The 20,322-nt window shown below is 67.8% G+C and carries 24 protein-coding genes; 11 read left to right on the top strand and 13 right to left on the bottom strand.

Annotated elements, in window-relative coordinates; translation table 11 throughout:
• Nucleotides 1–258: 258 nt before the first annotated feature.
• On the top strand, nucleotides 259–1,365 hold the full coding sequence (locus IAI54_RS24685) for an acyltransferase family protein (protein WP_187969699.1): 1,107 nt from the start codon (nucleotides 259–261) through the stop codon (nucleotides 1,363–1,365).
• A 56-nt stretch (nucleotides 1,366–1,421) separates the two neighbouring features.
• Here IAI54_RS24685 and IAI54_RS24680 read toward each other — a convergent pair whose 3' ends face one another.
• A complete protein-coding gene (locus IAI54_RS24680) occupies nucleotides 1,422–2,873 on the bottom strand; it encodes a helix-turn-helix transcriptional regulator (RefSeq protein ID WP_187969698.1) in 1,452 nt (483 codons plus the stop codon).
• On the opposite strand from IAI54_RS24680, the gene IAI54_RS24675 reads away from it, so the two are divergent.
• Genes IAI54_RS24675 through IAI54_RS24665 form a run of 3 tightly spaced genes read left to right on the top strand, consistent with a single transcriptional unit; the run spans nucleotide 2,844 to nucleotide 4,803 of the window.
• Nucleotides 2,844–3,569 carry an iron-containing redox enzyme family protein gene (locus IAI54_RS24675; RefSeq protein WP_187969697.1) on the top strand — a complete coding sequence of 242 codons (726 nt, stop codon included), beginning with the start codon at nucleotides 2,844–2,846 and terminating at the stop codon, nucleotides 3,567–3,569. The two genes, IAI54_RS24680 and IAI54_RS24675, sit on opposite strands and share 30 nt — an antisense overlap.
• Nucleotides 3,570–3,580: 11 nt before the next feature.
• Nucleotides 3,581–4,270 carry an N-acyl amino acid synthase FeeM domain-containing protein gene (locus IAI54_RS24670; protein ID WP_210321169.1) on the top strand — a complete coding sequence of 230 codons (690 nt, stop codon included), beginning with the start codon at nucleotides 3,581–3,583 and terminating at the stop codon, nucleotides 4,268–4,270.
• Entirely contained in the window at nucleotides 4,267–4,803 is a 537-nt protein-coding gene (locus IAI54_RS24665; protein ID WP_187969695.1) for a flavodoxin domain-containing protein, read from the top strand. Before IAI54_RS24670 ends, IAI54_RS24665 begins: the two co-directional genes overlap by 4 nt.
• A 41-nt stretch (nucleotides 4,804–4,844) precedes the next feature.
• Here IAI54_RS24665 and IAI54_RS24660 read toward each other — a convergent pair whose 3' ends face one another.
• The 5 genes from IAI54_RS24660 to lepA form a co-directional block, all read right to left on the bottom strand.
• Entirely contained in the window at nucleotides 4,845–5,207 is a 363-nt protein-coding gene (locus IAI54_RS24660) for a hypothetical protein (protein WP_187969694.1), read from the bottom strand.
• Nucleotides 5,208–5,286: 79 nt separating this feature from the next.
• Nucleotides 5,287–5,730, bottom strand: coding sequence for a D-aminoacyl-tRNA deacylase (gene dtd / locus IAI54_RS24655; protein ID WP_187969693.1), 444 nt, complete (start codon nucleotides 5,728–5,730; stop codon nucleotides 5,287–5,289).
• 509 nt (nucleotides 5,731–6,239) lie between these two features.
• Complete coding sequence (locus IAI54_RS24650; RefSeq protein WP_187969692.1) at nucleotides 6,240–6,434, bottom strand: DUF2283 domain-containing protein; 195 nt, start codon at nucleotides 6,432–6,434, stop codon at nucleotides 6,240–6,242.
• Nucleotides 6,431–6,694 (bottom strand): DUF4258 domain-containing protein, encoded by a 264-nt coding sequence (locus tag IAI54_RS24645; protein ID WP_187969691.1) that lies wholly within the window; start codon nucleotides 6,692–6,694, stop codon nucleotides 6,431–6,433. The genes IAI54_RS24650 and IAI54_RS24645 overlap by 4 nt, the downstream gene beginning before the upstream one ends.
• A 7-nt stretch (nucleotides 6,695–6,701) precedes the next feature.
• A complete protein-coding gene (gene lepA, locus IAI54_RS24640) occupies nucleotides 6,702–8,507 on the bottom strand; it encodes a translation elongation factor 4 (RefSeq protein ID WP_187969690.1) in 1,806 nt (601 codons plus the stop codon).
• A 228-nt stretch (nucleotides 8,508–8,735) separates the two neighbouring features.
• Here lepA and IAI54_RS24635 point away from each other — a divergent pair, with 228 nt between their 5' ends.
• The 3 genes from IAI54_RS24635 (at nucleotide 8,736) to IAI54_RS24625 (ending at nucleotide 11,808) form a co-directional block, all read left to right on the top strand.
• Nucleotides 8,736–10,676 (top strand): PatA/PatG family cyanobactin maturation protease, encoded by a 1,941-nt coding sequence (locus tag IAI54_RS24635; RefSeq protein WP_187969689.1) that lies wholly within the window; start codon nucleotides 8,736–8,738, stop codon nucleotides 10,674–10,676.
• A 278-nt stretch (nucleotides 10,677–10,954) separates the two neighbouring features.
• Nucleotides 10,955–11,167: a hypothetical protein gene (locus IAI54_RS24630; protein WP_187969688.1), complete on the top strand. Its 213-nt coding sequence runs from the start codon at nucleotides 10,955–10,957 to the stop codon at nucleotides 11,165–11,167.
• 464 nt (nucleotides 11,168–11,631) lie between these two features.
• Nucleotides 11,632–11,808 carry a hypothetical protein gene (locus IAI54_RS24625; protein WP_187969687.1) on the top strand — a complete coding sequence of 59 codons (177 nt, stop codon included), beginning with the start codon at nucleotides 11,632–11,634 and terminating at the stop codon, nucleotides 11,806–11,808.
• Nucleotides 11,809–11,878: 70 nt separating this feature from the next.
• On the opposite strand, the gene IAI54_RS24620 is transcribed toward IAI54_RS24625, so the two are convergent.
• Nucleotides 11,879–12,682: a lipid II flippase family protein gene (locus IAI54_RS24620; protein WP_187969686.1), complete on the bottom strand. Its 804-nt coding sequence runs from the start codon at nucleotides 12,680–12,682 to the stop codon at nucleotides 11,879–11,881.
• A gap of 144 nt (nucleotides 12,683–12,826) precedes the next feature.
• Between IAI54_RS24620 and IAI54_RS24615 the strand changes: the two genes are divergently transcribed.
• The 4 genes from IAI54_RS24615 to IAI54_RS24600 all read left to right on the top strand — a co-directional run bounded on the left by IAI54_RS24615 (nucleotide 12,827) and on the right by IAI54_RS24600 (nucleotide 16,278).
• The gene (locus IAI54_RS24615; protein ID WP_187969685.1) at nucleotides 12,827–13,621 is read left to right on the top strand and encodes a potassium channel family protein; all 795 of its coding nucleotides are present in this window, start codon (nucleotides 12,827–12,829) and stop codon (nucleotides 13,619–13,621) included.
• Between the two features lie 80 nt (nucleotides 13,622–13,701).
• On the top strand, nucleotides 13,702–14,043 hold the full coding sequence (locus tag IAI54_RS24610; protein ID WP_187969684.1) for a hypothetical protein: 342 nt from the start codon (nucleotides 13,702–13,704) through the stop codon (nucleotides 14,041–14,043).
• An 89-nt stretch (nucleotides 14,044–14,132) separates the two neighbouring features.
• Complete coding sequence (locus tag IAI54_RS24605) at nucleotides 14,133–14,387, top strand: helix-turn-helix domain-containing protein (RefSeq protein ID WP_187969683.1); 255 nt, start codon at nucleotides 14,133–14,135, stop codon at nucleotides 14,385–14,387.
• A 190-nt stretch (nucleotides 14,388–14,577) separates the two neighbouring features.
• A complete protein-coding gene (locus IAI54_RS24600) occupies nucleotides 14,578–16,278 on the top strand; it encodes a SulP family inorganic anion transporter (protein WP_187969682.1) in 1,701 nt (566 codons plus the stop codon).
• A 34-nt stretch (nucleotides 16,279–16,312) separates the two neighbouring features.
• Here the strand turns inward: IAI54_RS24600 and IAI54_RS24595 are convergent, their stop codons facing one another.
• The 6 genes from IAI54_RS24595 to infC form a co-directional block, all read right to left on the bottom strand.
• On the bottom strand, nucleotides 16,313–16,792 hold the full coding sequence (locus IAI54_RS24595; protein ID WP_187969681.1) for a hypothetical protein: 480 nt from the start codon (nucleotides 16,790–16,792) through the stop codon (nucleotides 16,313–16,315).
• A gap of 2 nt (nucleotides 16,793–16,794) precedes the next feature.
• The gene (locus IAI54_RS24590; RefSeq protein ID WP_187969680.1) at nucleotides 16,795–17,103 is read right to left on the bottom strand and encodes a hypothetical protein; all 309 of its coding nucleotides are present in this window, start codon (nucleotides 17,101–17,103) and stop codon (nucleotides 16,795–16,797) included.
• Nucleotides 17,104–17,294: 191 nt separating this feature from the next.
• Nucleotides 17,295–18,383, bottom strand: coding sequence for a phenylalanine--tRNA ligase subunit alpha (pheS, locus tag IAI54_RS24585; protein ID WP_187969679.1), 1,089 nt, complete (start codon nucleotides 18,381–18,383; stop codon nucleotides 17,295–17,297).
• A gap of 257 nt (nucleotides 18,384–18,640) precedes the next feature.
• A complete protein-coding gene (rplT, locus tag IAI54_RS24580; RefSeq protein WP_187969678.1) occupies nucleotides 18,641–19,042 on the bottom strand; it encodes a 50S ribosomal protein L20 in 402 nt (133 codons plus the stop codon).
• 45 nt (nucleotides 19,043–19,087) lie between these two features.
• Nucleotides 19,088–19,297: a 50S ribosomal protein L35 gene (rpmI, locus tag IAI54_RS24575; RefSeq protein ID WP_187969677.1), complete on the bottom strand. Its 210-nt coding sequence runs from the start codon at nucleotides 19,295–19,297 to the stop codon at nucleotides 19,088–19,090.
• A 449-nt stretch (nucleotides 19,298–19,746) separates the two neighbouring features.
• Nucleotides 19,747–20,283 carry a translation initiation factor IF-3 gene (infC, locus tag IAI54_RS24570; RefSeq protein ID WP_187973337.1) on the bottom strand — a complete coding sequence of 179 codons (537 nt, stop codon included), beginning with the start codon at nucleotides 20,281–20,283 and terminating at the stop codon, nucleotides 19,747–19,749.
• Nucleotides 20,284–20,322: the final 39 nt, after the last annotated feature.

The following is a 20,322-nucleotide window of genomic DNA, read 5'->3' as shown; positions in this document are numbered from 1 at the left end:
CGCCTCGACGTCCCGCGGACGGGTTCCATCGCGCATGATCTGCACGCGATGATGACGGGTGCGGCGAAGACCGGCTCTCCCCCGGCGGCGTGCCGCTCCTGACGAGCCGAGGACGCCCGTGCCTTGTTCCACCCCACGTCGCCGGCGGCCGGCGCCGGATCACGCTTGCGTGAGCAGCGCTGGGCTTAAGCCTTTGGTTGCACCGTCGGCGTAGGGGTGTGCCCGGGGCCGGCCGAGCCGGCGAAGGGATGCGACGGAATGACGGAGAGGGAACGGGCGGAGGGCCGGGTCGACTGGGTGGACGCCGCCAAGGGGCTGTGCATCATCCTGGTGGTGATGGTGCATGCCACGATCGGCGTCGAGATCGCCATGGCCGAAGAAGGCTTCATGCACGCCGTCGTCGCCTTCGCGCGGCCGTTCCGCATGCCCGACTTCTTCCTCATCTCCGGTCTCTTCCTGGCGCTCACCATCGACCGGCCCTGGCGGCGCTATCTCGACCGAAAGGTGGTGCATTTCCTCTACTTCTACCTTCTGTGGCTGACCATCCAGTTCGCCTTCAAGGCGCCGGAGATGGCGGCCGCGGCCGGCGGCTGGAACGCGCCGCTGTCGGGCTGGCTGCAGGCGCTGTGGCAGCCCTTCGGCACGCTGTGGTTCATCTACGTGCTGCCGGTGTTCTTCCTGTTCACGCGCCTGGTGCGCGGGCTGCCCGTCTGGTTCGTGCTCGCCTGGGCGGCGGTGCTGGAAGCGCTGCCGGTGCATACCGGATGGGTGGTGTTCGACGAGTTCGCGCAGCGCTACGTCTTCTTCTTCGCCGGCTACGCCTTGGCCCCGCATGTCTTCGCCTTCGCTGCGGCGGCGGCCCGGCGGCAGGGCCTGGCACTCGCGGGGCTCGTGGCCTTCGGACTCGTCAACGGGCTCCTCGTCTTCACGCCGACACCCGAAGCGCTCGGCTTCCTGATCCAGGGCGAGAGCGGCGACACGGGGGCGACCGGCGGCCTGTCGGAACTGCCGGGCGTCTCGCTCGCGCTCGGCCTCGCCGGCGCGCTCGGCATCGTCGCCGTCGCCGCGCTGCTGGCCCGCGCGCCATGGGCCTCCTGGCTGCGCTGGCTTGGCGCGCACTCGATCGTCGTCTACCTCGCCTTCTTCCTGCCCATGGCAGCGACCCGCGTCGCGCTCGTCTCGACCGGGCTGATCCCCGACGTCGGCCTGATGGCGCTGATCACCACCATCGCCGGGATCGCCGGACCGGTGGTGCTCTACGGGATCGTGCAGTGGAGCGGCCGCGGGCGCTTCCTGTTCGAACGGCCGGCCTGGGCCTCGATCGACCGGATGCAGCCGACGTCCCGGGCGCGTCGAACGGCGTGACCGCGGCCGCGAAGCAACCGGCGATCGCGGCATAAGATCATCCGCAGCGCCGGTGATCAGTCGCCTGAAGGAGCCGCCTGCCCGATTCTCGAAAGCAGGCTGACGAGTTGCGGCTGCCGGTTGGTACCGGTCTTGCGGAAGATTGCGCGGAGATGACTGCGGACGGTCTCCCGCCCCACGCGCAGATCGATCGCCACGGCGTCGATGCTCTTTCCGGCCGACAGTGCCGCAGCGACCCTCGTCTCGACCGGCGTGAGATCGAACAGACCGGACAGGAGCCCGAGATCGGGCGGGCTTCCTTCGCCGACGGGGGTGACGACCAGGATCGCGGCGCATCGCGCCAGGACGTCCCTGGCACGGCGCCGGACCGGGACCACGTGGAGGATGAGCGGGGGGATGACGCCCTCCTCCGTCCCATCGGCGGACGGGATGGGTATGGACTGCACCGGTGCGCCGCGGTTGCCGAGCGTCCGCTTCAACGCCTCGGAGAACAGTTGCGAGGCTTGTCTGCTTGCGATGTGCACGCGGTCGAACGCCTTGATCTCGATCTGCGGAGAAAGCGCATCGAACATCTCGTTGCATGCCAGGACGTTCCCGCGGTCGCCGAGAACGGCCCCCGGCAGGCCCACGAGCGCCAAGGCATTGGCCACCGTCTGAGCATGCCGCTGGCTGAGCCGCGCCGTCATGAAGGCGGCGCGCGCGAGATCGGGCTTGAGGGCGTTCATGCGGTCGACCGCACGCGGGTCGAACGGCCCGTCTTCGGAGCGTCGCAACTGGCTGAAGACGAACATCGAACCTGACGGCTCGCGAAATACGGCTCCCATCTCCCAGGCCAAGCCGAGCGGCTTCAGCAGTTCATTGTAGATCGGGCACGAAGCGATTTCTTCCGGCGAGAGAAAATCGATGTCCCGCATGAACGCGCCCGGTGCGATCGTGAGGGCGATCTGCGGTCGCCTGGCGCGGCCGGCCAGCCCGCTCCTTTCGTAGATTTCCATGGACTCCGTGACGTGGGGGCTCGACGTCCAGCGCATGGACTCACCCGGGGCGAAGGTTATCAGCGCCGTCGAGTAGCCGTCGATCATGCCGCTTATCGCATCACATGCACGGGGCCAGAGATCGGGCACGATCGCAGCCTCGTAGACGAGGTCGACAAGTTCGGAAGTCTCCATTCCGCCCCCATGATCCAGGCGCCGCGGCACCCGCATTCCACCTCGGACTCCGGAACGGCAAGCCCTGCGGCGCGCCGTCGTTCCACGGTGATCGCCGATCGCATGGAACCTGCCCCTCGGCCGCCGCGCCCGCGCAGGCCGTCCGCGAGCACCCGCCTCCTTCCGTCTCACCCGAACGGGTGAAGACGCTGCCCTGATTTTGGATCTAGTTGACCGTGTAGATTTTGTGAAGGGCATCCAATGAACGGCAGTTTTCACGCAGCTTCGAAGCACGTCGGCGCTTTCGATGATCTGGGTTTCGACCCAAAGTTGCTGGACGGAGAGGGACTCGCGCAGCATCTCGAGAAGCGGGTCCAGCAGACGCTGGAAGAAGTTCTGTCGTCGAACGTCTGGCGGACGCTCTCGGACCCCGCCAGCGACCTGCGGCTGATCACGGAAATCCTGAAGGAAGTCTACCTCGAGATCTCCATGTACCAGCCCGATTCCATCGAGGCTGCGATCGCCTCGATCGGCCAGTTCCCGCGCTCCATGCCGGTCGCACTCATCGAGGAGATGCTGCACCACCAGGTCGAGGAGTTCGACCATGGCGAGATGGCCTTGCGGGACTATCTCAAATTCGGTGGAGACGAAGCCTACGCCCGATCGAGGACGCAGTCGCCCAGTGCCTTCGCGGTCGCTGCCATGTGGCGAAACATCACCCACAAGCGGGATCCGTTTCTCTACCTCGGCGCCGTCTATCTGTTCGACGGTCTCACGCCGATCGCGACGAAGATCGTCATGGACATGATGGCGCAGCGCAGCGGCGCCGGTGAGGGACTGGAGTTCATACGCCACCACGCGACCGCCGATCTCGAACACACCCGCCAGATCCGGGCGCTGATCGTGGAGGTCGCCGACCTCTACCCCCACTCGAAGGCCGCGATCGCCTACGGCTACGAGTACTTCAAACACGTCTACCCGCTCCCGGTCTGGGAAGCGGCCTGCACGCGGGCCGTGCGACGCTTGGGCCGGGAAGAATCCGCGGCGGCCGCGTAGGAGCAGGTTCTGTGTCTCCGGTGACCATCATTCTCGCCGACAGCGACGTGCTGCTAGAGTGCGCGTACCGGTTCCGCTACGACGTCTATGTCAAAGGGATGGGCCGGCGCCAGATCTACGCCGACCATGCCGGCGAGCGTATCGTCGAGCCGCAGGACGAGCACGGTCGAACCCACATCGCCCTCGACCAACACGGGCACGTCGTGGCCACCGTGCGCAGCAATCGCGCCGATGATCCCGCCATGCTCTACTACCGCAGCGTCTACAAGCTGGGCCTGTTCGACTTCCCCGACCTGTCGAAGATACAGATCACGACCAAGCTCATCGTGCATCCCGACCACAGGAACACGCCGATAACGTACCGGCTCATCCGGGATTTCGCGGTGGACGGGTACAGGCGGGGCGTCCAGGTCAATTTCATCGACTGCAACCGGCACCTGATCCCGTTCTTCGAGCGGCTGGGATACTTCTCCTACTGCGGGTGGCGCTTCCACAAGGAGTACGGCAGCGTGATGCCGATGTTCCATGCCGTCGATGCGGTGTCCTATCTGGAGCAGACGGGATCCTTCCTGTGGAAGGCGGCGGCCGAGCATCTGAAGGACAACCAGTTCGGCGGGTACGACCTGATCAGGCGTTTCGCCACGCGCCCGAAAGCCCTCTGCACCCGGGTTTCGTCCGTTCCCGACAGGGTCGCCTCGTGATCGTCATCCTCTACGCGTCGACCTCAGGTGCGACCAGGACCGTTGCGCAGGCTTTTTCCGCCCGTCTGGGCGGAGCGGTGACCGTCGACATCGGTGGAGACGCCAGGGTCGACGCGATGCATCATGGGGCCGACCTGCTCCTCATGGGCAGCCCGACCTACGGACACGGTGACTGGCACCACGCATGGAGCAGTCGCTTCGAGGCCCTGCTGCCGGTCCTGGGGAGTGCGCGCGCGATCGCGCTTTTCGGCCTTGGCGACGCGAGGTTCCATTCCGACACCTTCTGCGGAGCGCTCGGCCGGCTCCACGACGCCCTCGACCAGACGGGCTTGCGGCCCATCGGCACCTCGCAAGCCGGCTGCTACCCCTACCGATCGACTCCTTCACTGCGGCAGGGAGCGTTCCCGGGCTTCGTGCTCGACTACCGCCAGGATCGCCGTTCCATCGACGGCAGGATCGCCGAATGGCTTCTGCACCTCCGCGACTGCCGACCCGAGCCGCGGAATGACAGCCCTCCGGCGGTTGCAGTCTGACCGATCGCGCGGGGCTCGCCGGCTTTCGCGGCGGCTGCCGCTCAGGGTTCGATCTCGATCGTCTCGCCCTTGCCCGGGCCGAGGGCGCAGATGTGGCAGCAGTCGCGGCATTCGAGGTCGCGGTCGGGGCCGACGCCCCACACGGTGCGGTCGTCGCCGTTGCGCCAGGCACCGTAGCAGATGCGCGCGCCGCCGGTGCAGTCGATCGCCACCGACTTGCTCTCGCCCTTCTCCAGAAGATAGATCCGCTCGCCGCCCGGCCAGACCTTGCCCGACGCGACATCGGAGAACTCGATCACCACGCCGTAGGGCGCCCGGTTCATGACGAAGAACGTCATTTCCTCCGCCCGCGCCGGGAGGGCGGCTGCGAGCATGGCGAGCGCGAGGAGGAGGCCGCGAATCATGGCCGCGATACTCGGGCCGCGCGGCGCGCGGATCAAGAGGGCGCATGCGGTCCGGGAACCGGGCGGAAAGGGCCGCCGTTCACCCCCTGTCGCTGTCGAGCCAGATCGTCACCGGCCCGTCATTGACCAGCGACACCGCCATGTCGGCACCGAAGACGCCGGTCGAGACGGGAACGCCATGGGCGGCGAGCGCGGCGGCGACCTGCTCGTAGAGCCGGCGACCCTCGTCGGGGGGCGCGGCGGAGGAGAAGCCCGGCCGGTTGCCCTTGGTCTCGGCCGCCAGCGTGAACTGGCTGACAACCAGCGCCGCCCCGCCGACATCGACGAGCGATCTGTTCATCCGGCCGGCGTCGTCCCTGAAGATGCGCAGATTGGCGATCTTCCGCGCCATCCACCCCGCCTGCGCCTCCCCGTCGCCCTGCATGGCGCAGACGAGCACGACCAGGCCCGGACCGATGGCCGCGACGGTGGTGCCGTCGACGGTGACGGAGGCGGCGGTGGTGCGTTGGATGAGGGCGCGCATGAGACGAGGTCTAGGCGATCGGCGACGGTGGGAAAAGCCCCGGCCTTGGTCATCGGTTCTGCTGTATAGGTATGTCGCCAAGTTCGTCGAGGCTCCCCTTCGACAAGCTCAGGGCCGCGTCCGAATGGGGACCGTCAGGGTAACGGCACCGCTTGGCCATGCCCCCCGCCCTACCTTCGTCATCCCGGAACGGCGTCGGAGCGAAGCGAAGGACGACGTATCCGGGATCCATGCCTCGCCGTCCATGCCCGCAGTCCGGTGCAGGAGGAACCACGGGCCGCCGCCATGCGACCACAGCGGCCATCTTCTTCTGTACCGTCCCGCCTTCGTCCCCTGCCGAGGCATGGATCCCGGGTCTGCGCCTGCGCTCCGCTCCGGCTTCGCCCGGGATGACGAAGGTGAAGGGTCTGAAGCAGAGGCGAAGCAGGCGGACGCAACGCGTCCCGGGCGCTCCCCATCCCCGCCCCGTCATCCGCGTAAGAGCCTCAGTCGGAGCAGGACTGTGCGGATCAGGCGGCCTTGCCGAGGGCGTCGGAGGGAAGCTGGGCGCGGGCGTCGAGTAGCTCGATGCCGACGATGCGACCTTCGGCGTCGTAGTCGAAGACGACGTCGGGAGAGACTTCCTCGCTCTCCAGCACCTTTGCGCTGGAGAGCCGGATGTAGGCGGCGTTGTCCTCGGGTCGATACGTTATGCTCGGCGTCATGACGGCGGTCGTGCCCTGCGGTCGAAAAACACGGTCAGTATACGGATTTCGAACGGGGTTTCAAAGCAGGCCACCCGCAGCACCCGATCGCCGAACTCCGGGATGGCCCGAAAGCGGCGTTCCACGCCCGCGCGGTGCGGGTCCGGATGTCGCCACTCGGGCGCGCGCACCGCACGTTCGATCCAGCCGTGGTCGATCTCGCGTTCCTCCACCGCGTCCCGCGCATGCTGCGTCAGGACGAGCGGCTTCGGGACGGTCATGGGACCCTCAGCTCTCGCCCATCTTCAGCGCCTCGATGAAGGCGGCCTGCGGGATTTCGACCTTGCCGAACTGCCGCATGCGCTTCTTGCCCTCCTTCTGCTTCTCGAGCAGCTTGCGCTTGCGGGTGGCGTCGCCGCCGTAGCATTTGGCTGTGACGTCCTTGCGCAGCGCCGAGATGGTCTCGCGGGCGATGACCTTGCCGCCGATGGCGGCCTGGATCGGAATCTTGAACATGTGCTTGGGGATCAGGTCCTTCAGCTTCTCGCACATGGCGCGGCCGCGCTTGTCGGCGGCCGAGCGGTGGACCAGCATCGACAGCGCGTCGACCGGCTCGTCGTTGACGAGGATCGACATCTTGACGAGGTCGCCCTCCTTGTAGTCCCTCAGCTGGTAGTCGAACGAGGCGTAGCCCTTGGAGATGGACTTCAGCCGGTCGTAGAAGTCGAACACCACCTCGTTGAGCGGCAGCTCATACGTCGCCATGGCGCGCTTGCCGACATAGGAGAGGTCGATCTGCACGCCGCGGCGCTCCTGGCAGAGCTTCAGGATCGCACCGAGATAGTCGTCCGGCGTCAGGATGGTGGCGCGGATCCACGGCTCCTCGATCTCGGCGATCTTCACCACGTCGGGCATGTCGGCCGGGTTGTGCAGTTCCTTCATCGTGCCGTCGGTCATCTTCAGGTGGTAGACGACCGAGGGTGCCGTGGCGATCAGGTCGAGGTCGAACTCGCGCTCGAGCCGCTCCTGGATGATCTCGAGATGCAAGAGCCCCAGGAAGCCGCAGCGGAAGCCGAAGCCGAGCGCGGCCGAGGTCTCCATCTCGAAGGAGAAGGAGGCGTCGTTGAGGCGAAGCTTGCCCATGGCCGCCCGCAGGTCCTCGAAGTCGGCGGCGTCGACCGGGAACAGGCCGCAGAACACGACCGGCTGCGCCGGCTTGAAGCCCGGCAGCATCTCGGCGGTCGGGCGCCTGTCCTCGGTGATGGTATCGCCGACGCGGGTGTCGGCCACCTCCTTGATCGAGGCGGTGATGAAGCCGATCTCGCCCGGCCCGAGCGCCTCGACCGTCACCATCTTGGGCGTGATGACGCCGACGCGATCCACGGAGTATTTCGCCCCGGTGCCCATCATGCGGATGTTCTGGCCGCGCTTCAGCTCGCCGTCGATGACCCGCACCAGCACGATGACGCCGAGATAGGCGTCGTACCACGAGTCCACCAGCATGGCCTTCAGCGGCGCGTCGCGGTCGCCCTCCTTGGGGGCCGGCAGGCGCTTGACGATCGCTTCCAGCACCTCGTCGACGCCGAGCCCCGTCTTGGCCGAGATCAGCACGGCGTCGGAGGCGTCGAGGCCGATCACCTCCTCCACCTGCTCGCGGATGCGGTCGGGCTCGGCGGCCGGCAGGTCCACCTTGTTCAGAACCACGACGATCTCGTGGTCGGCGTCGAGCGCCTGGTAGACGTTGGCGAGCGTCTGCGCCTCCACGCCCTGGGAGGCGTCGACGACCAGCAGCGACCCTTCGCAAGCGCGCAGCGACCGCGACACCTCGTAGGCGAAGTCGACGTGGCCGGGCGTGTCGATCAGGTTCAGCACGTAGTCGACCCCGTCCCGGCCCTTGTACTCGAGCCGGACGGTGTTGGCCTTGATGGTGATGCCGCGCTCGCGCTCGATGTCCATGGCATCGAGCACCTGCTCCTTCATCTCGCGCTCCTCCAGGGAGCCGGTCATCTGGATCAGGCGGTCGGCGAGCGTCGACTTGCCATGGTCGATATGGGCGACGATCGAGAAGTTGCGGATGTTCTTCAAAGGGGTCATGGGCCGGCCGTATAGAGCATTCCGGTGCAAAACGCCAAACCGGATTTCAGCGCCGAACATGCCGCGCGGGCCGCGGAATTCAAGCGGCCGTGGCCGTTCAGCCGGCCCGAGCGCGCCATCCCGCGCGCCTCTCCCCCAGGATCAACCCCCGGTGGAAGTTCAGGTGGTCGGCGCCCCCTTCTTGACTTATGGTTGCATTTCATACACGATGCTCTCGGAGGTTGCGACATGCCGACGGAGCCGATCGAGACGGGAGCAGTTCGCCGTATCACCGTGGCGGTTCTGGACGGCCCGGTCGATCTCGGGCACCCCTGCTTCTCGGGCGCGTCGATCGAATTGCCTCACGGACAGCCGGCACCCGATCCCGCTTCGCCGGCGACGCGGCACGGCACGCATGTGGCGAGCCTGCTGTTCGGCCAGCCTGGCAGCGAGGTGGAAGGACTGGCGGCCCATTGCCGCGGCCTCGTCATACCGATCTTCCAGGACCGCGGCGGCCGGCTCGCCGCCTCCCAGCTCGATCTCGCGCGCGCGATCCTCGCGGCGGTGGAGAACGGTGCGGACTTCATCAACATCAGCGGCGGCCAGCTCTCGCCGTCCGGCGCACCGGAGCCATTTCTCGCGGATGCGATCGCACGGTGCGCGACGCGCAACGTTCTCATCGTGGCGGCAGCGGGAAACGACGGCTGCGAATGCCTGCACGTACCGGCTGCGGCTCCCGGCGTGCTCGCCGTCGGCGCGATGGACGAGACCGGCACGCCGCTGCCGTCCAGCAACTGGGGCGCCCTCTACGGGCGGCAGGGCCTTCTGGCCCCCGGCAAGGACATCATGGGGGCGCTCGCCGGCGGCGGAACCGCCAGCCGAAGCGGAACCAGCTACGCGGCGCCCCACGTGACCGGCCATGCGGCGCGGCTCGCGGCCCTGCAGGTCGGCGCGGGCCGGGCGCCCGATCCGCACGGCATCGCCGGCGCGCTGCTGGCTACGGCCGCTCCATGTCCCGACCAGGCACAGGAGGGCTGCGCGCGGTTCCTCGCCGGTCGCATCGACGTCATTGCAGCAACCGCCAAGGTCCAAGGGGGACTCGTCATGTCGGAATACCTCGAGCAGCCAAGCCCCGATCCCATCGTCCGCGCGGATCAGGCAGCTCCTTTCCTCTCCGTGCGAGGGGCGGCCGGCGGCGAGCCGCGCGCATCCATCCATCCGCCACAGGGTGATGGGTCGACGATCCCGACCGGCACCCGTGCGGCGAGGTCCGGTGCCGATCCCGTCCGTTCCGTCCTGGCCGCGGGCATCGAACCTTCCGACTGCGGGTGCGGTTGCGGCGGCAAGGGCAAGAGCGAAGCAGGATGCGGATGCGGTGGCAGCGGTGGACCGGCGAAGCCGCAGCTCGTCTATGCGCTGGGCCGGATCGGCTACGACTTCGGCTCCGAGGCACGCCGCGACTCGATCGCCCAGGCCATGGGCGGAAATCCGATGGCCGCCGAGCCCTGGCTCGGATATCTCGACGGGGCGCCCTACGAGGCCCCCTCCGCGATCTGGACGCTCAGCCTCGACGCGACGCCGATCTATGCCGTACAGCCCGCCGGCCCTTATGCGGAGAAGGGGTACGAGATGCTGCGCGATGCCCTGGCAGCGCAGGAGCGCGAGGGCGCGGATCTCGTCTCGGTCCCGGGACTGATCGCCGGGACGCGCACTCTGGAATCCGGTCAGGTGGTGCCGCTGATCGTCCCCGCGCTGCGCGGGATCTACTGCTGGAAGCCGGCCGCGCTCGTGCAGAGCGTGCTCGGTGCCCGGCCGCAGGCCGCAGCGGAGCAGGAAACCTACGACAGGTTCTCGAGCGGGCTCGGGAACTTCCTCAGTCGGGTCTATTACGATCTGCGCAACCTCGGCGTCACCGGCGAGGAGCGTGCGCTGAACTATTCGGCCACCAATGCGGTCCAGATCGCCGCAGTAATCGAAAACACCACCCGGCAGTCGCTCGATCTCGACACCATCATGGTCAAGAAGAGCCCCGTCTGCCGCCCGGACTCCGACTGCTACGACGTCGAGATCGCGTTCTTCAACCCCGACAACACCAACGTCGCCAGCCGTATCTACCGCTTCACGGTCGACGTGAGCGACGTCGTGCCCGTCACGATCGGCACGGTGCGCAGCTGGACCCGGAGGGTGTGACGATGGCCGCGCGATCGAAACGTGGCCGGCCCCGGAGCCTGCTTCGCCTGCCGAACCAGGCCGAGCCCCTGCCCCGCACCGTGTCGTCGAGCCGCATGCGCGCGCGGCCCGGCCTGTCGCAGCAGGACTGCGCGGGTTGCCTTTCCGGCTGCGATCGTCTGAGCGGGCATCTGCGCGAGGCCTGTCGAACGCTCTGTGCCCAGACCTGCAGACGCTGACCACCCTTTGCCGGAGGCGGCAAGGGACCGCGCCCGGCCAACCAGAAGGAACACCGGATCATGAGACTTCCCGTCCAGAGCCCGTCCATCGCCCGCCGGTCGGGCACCGCAGCCCTCGCACCGGGGGTGACGCCGTCCGGCTGCAACGTCTTCAAGAAGGTCGCCTGTGCCGCGGCGGTGGCGGCCTGTGCCGCGACGTGCCTTGCCGGACCGGCCGCCTGCATCTCGTGCTTCGGCGCGCTCGGCGCCGGTTCCTGCATCGACTGCCTGTGAAGGACTTCGCCGCCTCGGGGGCGGCGGGCCGTGGCCGGCGGCTCCACCGGCTGCCTCGAGACCGCGCGTCCCGGGCCGGTCGCATGAAAGGAAAGCGAAGATGAGACTTCCAACCCCGTCCCTCCCCGTCACGCGTGGCCACGCCAGGGGAATCGACCGCAGCGCCGTGCTGGCGCCTTCCGAGTGCTGTCCCGGCGGGACCTGTATCGGCGCCTGTCTCCCCATCGTCGGCTGCGTGGGCGTGTGTCTGCCCATCGCACTCTGACGGCCGGAGAGGCGAGCCGCCCGGCTCGGCCGCACCACCGGATCCGCCCATCGGGCGCAGGATGCGTCGCCAGCCGTCCGTCTGACGGACTCCCGAATTGACCGCGCCGCCGCGGGGGCGGCGCGTGCCGACCGCCTCGCCAGCGAGACGGCCCTCTCACACCGTGCGTCCCGGGCCGGTTCCGCAAAAGGAAACGAACATGAGACTCCCGACCATGTCCCTCCCCGTCGCCCGCGGCCACGCGAGGAGCCCCGACCGCAGCGCCGTGCTGGCGCCTTCGGACTGCTGCGGCGCCGGCCGATGCTGCGTCGGCGCCTGCCTGCCCTTCGGCGGCGGCTGCGCCGGCATCTGCGTCCCCAACATCGGCCAGTGCTGAAACAGGCACCGGCCGAACATCCCGGCGCCGGTGCCCGGAGCCGGGCGACGTCGCCGGGGCGGACCCCGGCTCAGATCGCCCGCGCCGCCCAGACGATGAGCCAGGCTGCCGGCAGGAGCAGCGCCTGCGCCAGCAGCGTGCCGGCCAGGCGGCTTGCGACCATCCAGATGATGGCGCGGCGGAAGTCGGCTTCGCTGGCGCGGCCGTCCACCACGTCGTCGGTCAGTCCCGACAGGTAGGGGTCGATGACGACGAACATCAGGATCGTCGCCACGCCGTTGACGAGCGCCGAGAGCGTGGCGGCGGTGACGCGGAAATCGGGCTCGAGCGCGCCGGCATGGATCGACGCCAGGACACCGACCGTCCAGAGCGCGGTTGCGGCGACGTTGAGGAGAACGATGCCCGCCGGAACCGCGCCGCCGAGGCGCAGCTGCCCGACATTGGCGAGCCGCGGGACGCTCGCCGACTCCACCAGCACCGAGAGGCCGCGCGGCGTCGCGGCCCGCAGCATCAGCCGCGGCACCGATCGCCGGCGGCGGAAGGCGGCGACCGCGACCGTCGAATAGCGCTGGAAGGTCGGGATCAGCAGACCGCCGAGCAGGGTGGCCAGCGACGCCGCGGCCAGCACCAGCGAGAAGTCGCGCGCCAGGTGATGCAGCGCCGGTTCGAGGATCGCCGTCTCGACCCGCTTGGCGAGGAAAGGTCCCTGGAAGGCGTTGGAGATGCGGGAGACGAGCACGAGCACGTTGAACAGGGAGAAGGCGATGGCGACGTTGCCGGTGCGAATGCCGGCGATCCGGAAGGCATAGGCCAGCGTGCCGATGAGGTGGATGACGAAGGTGAAGCCGAGAATCAGGGCAAGCTGGATGTCCATGGGTCTCTCCCGGCGGTCGACCGGCCCGCGCGCACCTGCTCTACGCCCGCAGCGCCGCGAAGGCGAGCCCCGAAGACGGCTGCGGTCCGCAGGGTCCAGCGGACGGGTCTGGACGGCGCGCGCGCGGCGCCGTATCCCGGACGGATGAAAGCGACCAGCTCCGCCGAGACCGACCGCTTCGACCGTCTCCGCGAAATCCTGCGCGGGCTCTATTACGGGCGCAGCCGGGCAGCGCTGCGGTTCCAGATTTCCGTGCTCGCGGTCGATCTCGCCATCATCGCCTTCTTCGTCGCCTCGCCGGTGCTGCGCGACCGCCCGGGCTTCCTGTGGGTGGACTACGGCATCGCCGCCCTGCTGGCAGCCGACGTCGCGGCGCGCGGACTGGCGAGCACCAGCCTCGCCGGCTGGGCGCGGCGGCCGACCGTGTGGGTCGACATCTTCATCCTCGTCACCCTGCTGTTCCCGCTATGGCTCGCCAATCTGGGCTTCCTGCGCATCCTGCGGCTCTGGTCGCTGTCGCGCAGCGGCTTCATCTGGCAGCCGCTGGAGCGCCGCGGCCGGGGCGAGTGGCGGGAAGTGCTGGAGGACATCGTCAACCTCGTGACCTTCCTCCTGGTCACGACCGGCTTCGTCTACACCTTCTTCTTCCGCGCCGGCTCGGGCATCGAAGGCTATGTCGACGCCTTCTACTTCACCGTCGCGACGGTGACGACGACGGGCTTCGGCGACATCGTGCTGCCGGGCATCTGGGGCAAGCTCACCTCGATCGCCATCATGATCGTCGGCATCTCGCTGTTCGTGAAGCTGGCGCAGGCGCTGTTCAAGCAGCACAAGGTGCTGTTTCCCTGCCCGCGCTGCGCGCTCCAGCGGCACGACCCGGACGCCGTGCACTGCAAGGCCTGCGGGTATCTCCTGAAGATTCCCGACGATGGCGACTGAGGCGATGCGGCGCCTGCCTTGACCGCGCAATGGTTCGGGCCGACAAGCGCGTTCTGCTTCCCCGTCTCAAGGACATCCGCTTGACCGTCTTCGGCTTCGCCCAGCTCTGCGCCTCGACCGTGATCTTCATCCTCGCCGCCAGCGCCGCCAAGGCGTGGACCGTGGCGCCGGGCTACGGCAAGCTCGCCCTGACGCTCGCGCTCTACACGCTGGGCAACCTGATCATGCTGCGGCTGATCCGCGATTTCGGCCTGGGCGTGGCGATCTCGCTGTCGGCGGTGATCCAGCTCATCGCGGTCAACCTCGTCGCCTTCGCCTTCTTCGGCGAACGCGTGGATCTCGTGCAGGGCGCGGGCATTCTCATCGCCATTCTCGCCGTGGTGCTGGTGACGGCGGGGCCCTACATCGCGGGCCGCGGGTGACGACATACGGGCAGAGCATCATTCATGATGCTTGAAACATGAATTTCTATCGTCTATCCTTGCACCATGCCCTCTGAAGCGAGGCTCTCTTGATCACAGCGGCCCAGATGCGCGCCGCGCGCGCGCTCGCCGGCATCGACCAGAAGACGCTGGCGGAACGCGCCGGCGTGTCGCTGCCCACCATCCAGCGGATGGAGGCGAGCGACGGGCAGGTGCGCGGCGTCGTCGACACGCTGGTCAAGGTGATCCAGGCGCTCGAGCAGTCCGGCGTCGAGCTGATCGGCGAGGATCAGGCGAGCGAGCGCGGCGGCCGCGGCGTGCGGCTGAAGTCTTCGGGAGGCTGAAACCGCATCGGCGTTCCACGACGCCGGGGCAGATCGAACGAGCGTGACCGACGGCATGCCGGGGCGCGCGCAGCAACCGTGTCGCGACGGCGACCGCCGACCTTCGGACCCTGCCCTCCTCCCGGGCACCGTCCCGCCGACGATCCCGCCGCCTTCGCAAAGGGGATGTTCCCCGGGAGGCCAGGCCAGAATGCAATCCAAGACCGCCCCGCTGCCGGCGCCCGGACCCGGTTTCGCCGAACTCTACACGCCCAAGCTCGTGACCGTCCTGCGCGAGGGCTACGGCCTTGCCGGCCTCAGGGCCGACGCGATCGCCGGACTGACGGTGGCGATCGTGGCGCTGCCCCTGTCGATGGCCATCGCCATCGCTTCGGGCGTGTCGCCGGAACGCGGCCTGTTCACCGCGGTCGTCGGCGGCTTTCTCGTCTCGCTGCTCGGCGGCAGCCGCTTCCAGATCGGCGGCCCGGCGGGCGCCTTCATCGTTCTGGTGGCCGCGACCGTCGGCCGCCACGGCCTCGACGGGCTGCTGCTCGCCACCATGATGTCGGGCGTCTTCCTGCTCGCCATCGGCTATCTGCGGCTCGGCACCTACATCAAGTACATCCCCTTCCCCGTCACCGTGGGCTTCACCGCGGGCATCGCCGTCATCATCTTCTCCAGCCAGATCCGCGACCTGTTCGGCCTGACGCCGACGGGTCCGGAGCCGGGCGATCTCATCGAGAAGCTGCCGTTCCTGTGGGAGGCTGCCGGCACGGCGAGCGCTGCGGCGATGGCCATCGCGGGCGCGACGATCGCTCTCATCGTGGGGCTGAAGCGCTACCGGCCCGGATGGCCAGGCATGCTGTTCGCCGTGGTGCTGACCTCGGCGCTCGTGGTGGCGCTGGACCTGCCGGTGGAGACGATCGGCACGCGCTTCGGCGGCATTCCGCGCACGCTGCCGCTGCCGGCGCTGCCGTCGGTCAGCCGGGAACTGGCGATCGCGGTGCTGCCCGACGCCATCGCCTTCGCCCTGCTCGGCTCGATCGAATCGCTGCTTTCGGCGGTGGTGGCCGACGGGATGACCGGGCGGCGGCACCGCTCCAACTGCGAACTGGTGGCGCAGGGCTTCGCCAATATCGGCTCGGCGCTGTTCGGCGGCATCTGCGTCACCGGCACGATCGCCCGCACGGCGACCAACGTCCGGGCCGGCGCGCGCGGGCCCGTGGCAGGCATGCTGCACTCGGTGTTCCTGCTCGCCTTCATGCTGCTGGCCGCGCCACTGGCCGCCTACATTCCGCTTGCGGCGCTTGCCGGCGTGCTGGCGACGGTGGCCTGGAACATGATCGAGAAGCCCGCCTTCGCCGCCATCCTGCGCACCTCGCGCGCCGACACGGCCGTCCTCCTCGTGACGCTGGCACTGGTGATCTTCCGCGACCTGACGGAAGGCATCGTCGTCGGCTTCCTGCTCGGCGCGATCCTGTTCATCGACCGGATGGCGAAGTCCGTCGCCACGGAGGCGCATGCACCGCTGGTGGAAGAGGACGTGGCCGACGCCGTCGGCGGCAAGGCCTACGACCCGACCATGGCCAGCGACCCCGATACCGTGGTCTACCGCATCTCCGGCGCCTTCTTCTTCGGGACGGCGGCGACGGTCGGCGCCGTGCTCGACCGCATCGCCGACCAGCGGAAGAACTTCATCCTCGACTGCTCGGCCGTGCCCTTCCTGGATTCCACCGCCGCCAACGTCATCGAAGGCGCGGCGCGCAAGGCGCATCGCGCCGGCGTGCGCTTCGTCGTCGCGGGCGCGTCTCCCGAGGTGCGGCGCAGCCTGGAGGGCCACGGGGTACGGGCGCCGGAGGTGGACTATGCGGTGAGCGTGGCGGAGGCGCGGGGGTCGGTTGCGAAGAGGTAGAGCGGGTCAACAGTCGGGCGTCAACCAGACGCTGTCAGACAGGCCTGCGATCACGGAAGAGCAGGTGGGTCGAAAGCAGCAACCGCGAGGAACGGTCGAGGGCATCGAGCGCTGATACCGTCCGACGCGCCTGCGCGAGAAGCTGCTGCGCTTCCTCGACGGGAAACATGACCGCGTCCGGCGGCATGTCGTCGGCTCTGTGCCGTTCCTGCTGCAATCTGACGACAGCAGTCCCGATCTCCTCGAATTTCCCGCCATCCTTCAACGGACTCTGTCCGAAGGCAGCGCGCAACGGACCGTGATCGAGTGCTCGATAGATTTTGGCATAACCCTGCGGATCCTTCGACCATCCGCCAGGCAGCAGGCACTCCGCGCAAAGCTTCGCCAATGCATGGAACACCGCATAGTAGGCGGTGCTGACGGCCCGCCTGCGAAAGGCTGCGCTTCTGGGTCTCGATCGCATGAGTTGATCGGCCGCATCGAGCATCCGATCGACCATGGCCGCCGAACCCATGATCAGCCCTCGTCATCCTGATCGTCGTCGCCGGGAGCAGCGGGAAGCCGTGTGACAAGGAACACGAACCGATCCTCGCCTTTAGGACGCAGCAGCGCCCTCAGTTCCGCGTTGGTGTCAGCGAGATATTCGGCCGGCACCCTGCTTTCTAGGTCTGCGACGATGCGTATGGCGGTACCGCCGTAGAACAATTCCTCGTTGATGACGGTGGCCCCTTTGAATCCATACCGGCCAAGGCGCTTTCGAAGCACGGGAACGGCGAGAGCACGAACTTCGTCTGGATGCAGAACCTCGGCCTGAAGACTGGTCATCAGAATGCTCCTTGCGGCTCCGCGTGAAGATTGCTGCTACGCCATGCGGAATTCAAGTGCTCATCCGATCAATGCAGCCAAGTCCACGAGACACAGGTCCGAGCGCAGGCCCGTGCCAGTCGTTCAAGCCTCTCGCGAAGGTAGCTCTTGACCGCCTTTTTGCCGACCACATCAGCAGCGTCGGTATCGCCTCAGCTGCTCAGCCCTCCGAACAGCGTGGGCAGGTCCAGCGGGCGGAAGCCGTAGTGCTGGAGCCAGCGGACGTCGGCGTCGAAGAAGGCGCGCAGGTCGGGCATGCCGTATTTCAGCATGGCGATGCGGTCGATGCCCATCCCCCAGGCGAAGCCCTGGTACTCGTCGGGATCGAGGCCGGACATGCGCAGCACGTTCGGGTGCACCATGCCGCAGCCGAGGATCTCCATCCAGTCCCTGCCCTCGCCGAAGCGCACCTCGCCCGGGCGCGAGCGGTCGCACTGGATGTCGACCTCGAGGCTCGGCTCCGTGAACGGGAAGAAGGACGGGCGGAAGCGCATGTCGACCTTCGGCACCTCGAAGAAGGCCTTGCAGAATTCCTCCAGCACCCACTTCATGTTGGCGACGTTGGCCGTCCTGTCGATGACGAGACCCTCGAGCTGGTGGAACATCGGCGAGTGGGTAGCGTCGGAATCCTGGCGGTAGGTTTTCCCCGGGATGACGATGCGGATGGGCGGCTTCTGGCTCTGCATGGTGCGCACCTGCACCGGCGAGGTGTGGGTGCGCAGGAGCTTGCGCTCGCCGTCCGGACCGGGGCGGAAGAAGAAGGTATCGTGCATCTCGCGGGCGGGGTGGCCGACCGGGAAGTTGAGCGCCGTAAAATTGTAGTAGTCGGTCTCGATGTCCGGCCCTTCCGCGATCGCGAAGCCGAGATCGCCGAAGATGGCGGCGATCTCGTCGATGACCTGGCTGATGGGATGGATGCGGCCGCGCTCGGCGGGGGCGGCGCGCACCGGCAGCGTCACGTCGAGCCTCTCGGCGGCGAGGCGGGCATCGATGGCGGCATCGCGCAGCGCGGTTCGGCGCGCGCCCAGCGCATCCGTCACGCGGGTCTTCAGGCCGTTGATCGCCGGGCCCATGGTCTGGCGCTCTTCCGGCGTCATCGATCCCAGGGTCTTCAGCCGCTCCGAGACCGAGCCCTTCTTGCCGAGAGCCGCTATGCGCACGGCCTCCAGGGCGGCCTCGTCGCCTGCTGCCGCGATGTCGGCGAGGAGGGTCTGTTCCAGTTGGTCGAGATTGTCGGTCACTGCCTGACTCCGGAGCTTGCGATACCCCCACCCCTGGCCCCTCCCCACCGCGGGGAGGAGGACCCGGAGACGCTCGCGCCCGGCCGGGCGAGACGGCGCCGGGGCCGACGTCCCCCTCCCCCTTGTGGGGAGGGGTAAGGGGTGGGGGTCGCAGGCAAAATGCTCATCGCTGTTTCATGTGTAAGAGAAAACCCGCGCCAGCAAGGCCGGCGCGGGTTTCCCAAATCAGAAAATCGAACGATTGGGAAGCGCCGGCCTCAGGCCACGGCCGCTTCGAACTCGTTCGGCATGCCGTCCTTCAGGTAGACGAGCGCGTCCTTGGCCTTGGCGACCAGCACGGCGAAGGCCTGCGGCTCGTGGATGGCCATGTCGGAGAGAACCTTGCGGTCGATCTCGATGCCCGCCTTGTTCAGGCCGTCGATGAAGCGGCCATAGGTCAGGCCGTGCTCGCGGGCGGCGGCATTGATGCGCTGCACCCACAGGGCGCGGAAGTTGCGCTTGCGGTTCTTGCGGTCGCGGTAGGCGTACTGCAGCGACTTCTCGACCGCCTGCTTGGCGATGCGGATGGTGTTCTTGCGGCGGCCGTAGAAGCCCTTGGCGGCCTTCAGGACCTTCTTGTGCTTGGCGTGGGCGGTGACGCCTCTCTTGACGCGTGCCATGTCATGATCTCCTTAGATTGTCGGGCGCTTGTCGTCGGGCGCGGCTCAGAGGCCGCCGCCGTTCGGCAGGAAGTTCTTGACGACCTTCTTGGCATCGGCCTCGTGCAGGACCATGGTGCCGCGAGCGTCGCGGATGAACTTGTTGGAGCGCTTGATCATGCCGTGGCGCTTGCCGGCCGCAGCCGACAGGACCTTGCCCGTCGCAGTGATCTTGAACCGCTTCTTGGCGGCAGACTTGGTCTTCATCTTGGGCATTTTGCTTCTCCTTCTGTCGTTGCGCTCGCGCCGGCCGCCTGCGCGACCGGTCCCGCAGGAGCCGGGTGTCCGGCGTCACGGCCGACAGGCCGCGTCCCGCAGTCCTCGAAGACCATTCGAGTGAGCTGTCAGCATTGGAAACCGCCACGGCATGCCCTGCCGGGCGGTTCTCTGAACGCCGCGTCTATACAGGCGCAGCGCGGCCGGCGCAACGGGTGTTTTCGGGACGGCCCCAGGTAAACGGAAGAGAAGGTTCGGGCGATCCGGCGAATTGCCGCCATGCCGCGGCGGTTCACGCCCTGGCTCGCCCAACGCAGAACCCCCGTGCGTTGACGCAGCGGGGGTTCGAAACGACGTGCGGCCCTTGACGTGCCGATCGTGTCCCGCGTTACGTCCGGCAGGGACCGTCGACGCGGGATTCGTCAATCTGGAGCCGTCCGCCCTCCGCCTCAGCGCGGCGCCAGCACCATCATCATCTGGCGGCCTTCGAGCTTCGGCTCGGCTTCGACCTTGGCGATCGTCGACACTTCATCGCGCACGCGATTGAGCAACGCCATGCCGAGTTCCATGTGCGCCATCTCGCGACCGCGGAAGCGCAGCGTCAGCTTGACCTTGTCGCCTTCCTCGAAGAAGCGCCGCACGGCCTTCATCTTGGTCTCGTAGTCGTGCGTGTCGATGTTCGGGCGCATCTTGATCTCCTTGATCTCGATGACCTTCTGATTCTTGCGTGCCTCGGCGGCCTTCTTCTGGCTCTGGTACTTGAGCTTCCCGAGATCGGTGATCTTGCAGACCGGCGGCTCGGCGTTGGGCGAGATCTCGACGAGATCGAGGCCCTTGTCCTCCGCGATCTGCAAAGCCTCCTGAATGGCGACGACGCCGCGGTTCGAGCCGTCGAAATCGATCAACTGCACCCGGGGCGCCCGGATCTCGTTGTTTGCGCGCGGCCCTTCCTTCACGGGCGCTGCGGCTTTGAACGGTCTGCGAATGGTCGTGTACTCCTTGTTCCGATGACGTTCGGGGTGATT

The organism is Aquibium microcysteis, assembly GCF_014495845.1.
In the GTDB taxonomy this organism is placed as follows: domain Bacteria; phylum Pseudomonadota; class Alphaproteobacteria; order Rhizobiales; family Rhizobiaceae; genus Aquibium; species Aquibium microcysteis.
Note: the sequence above shows the minus strand (reverse complement) of the source record. Positions and strands in the feature narration are given on the sequence as shown.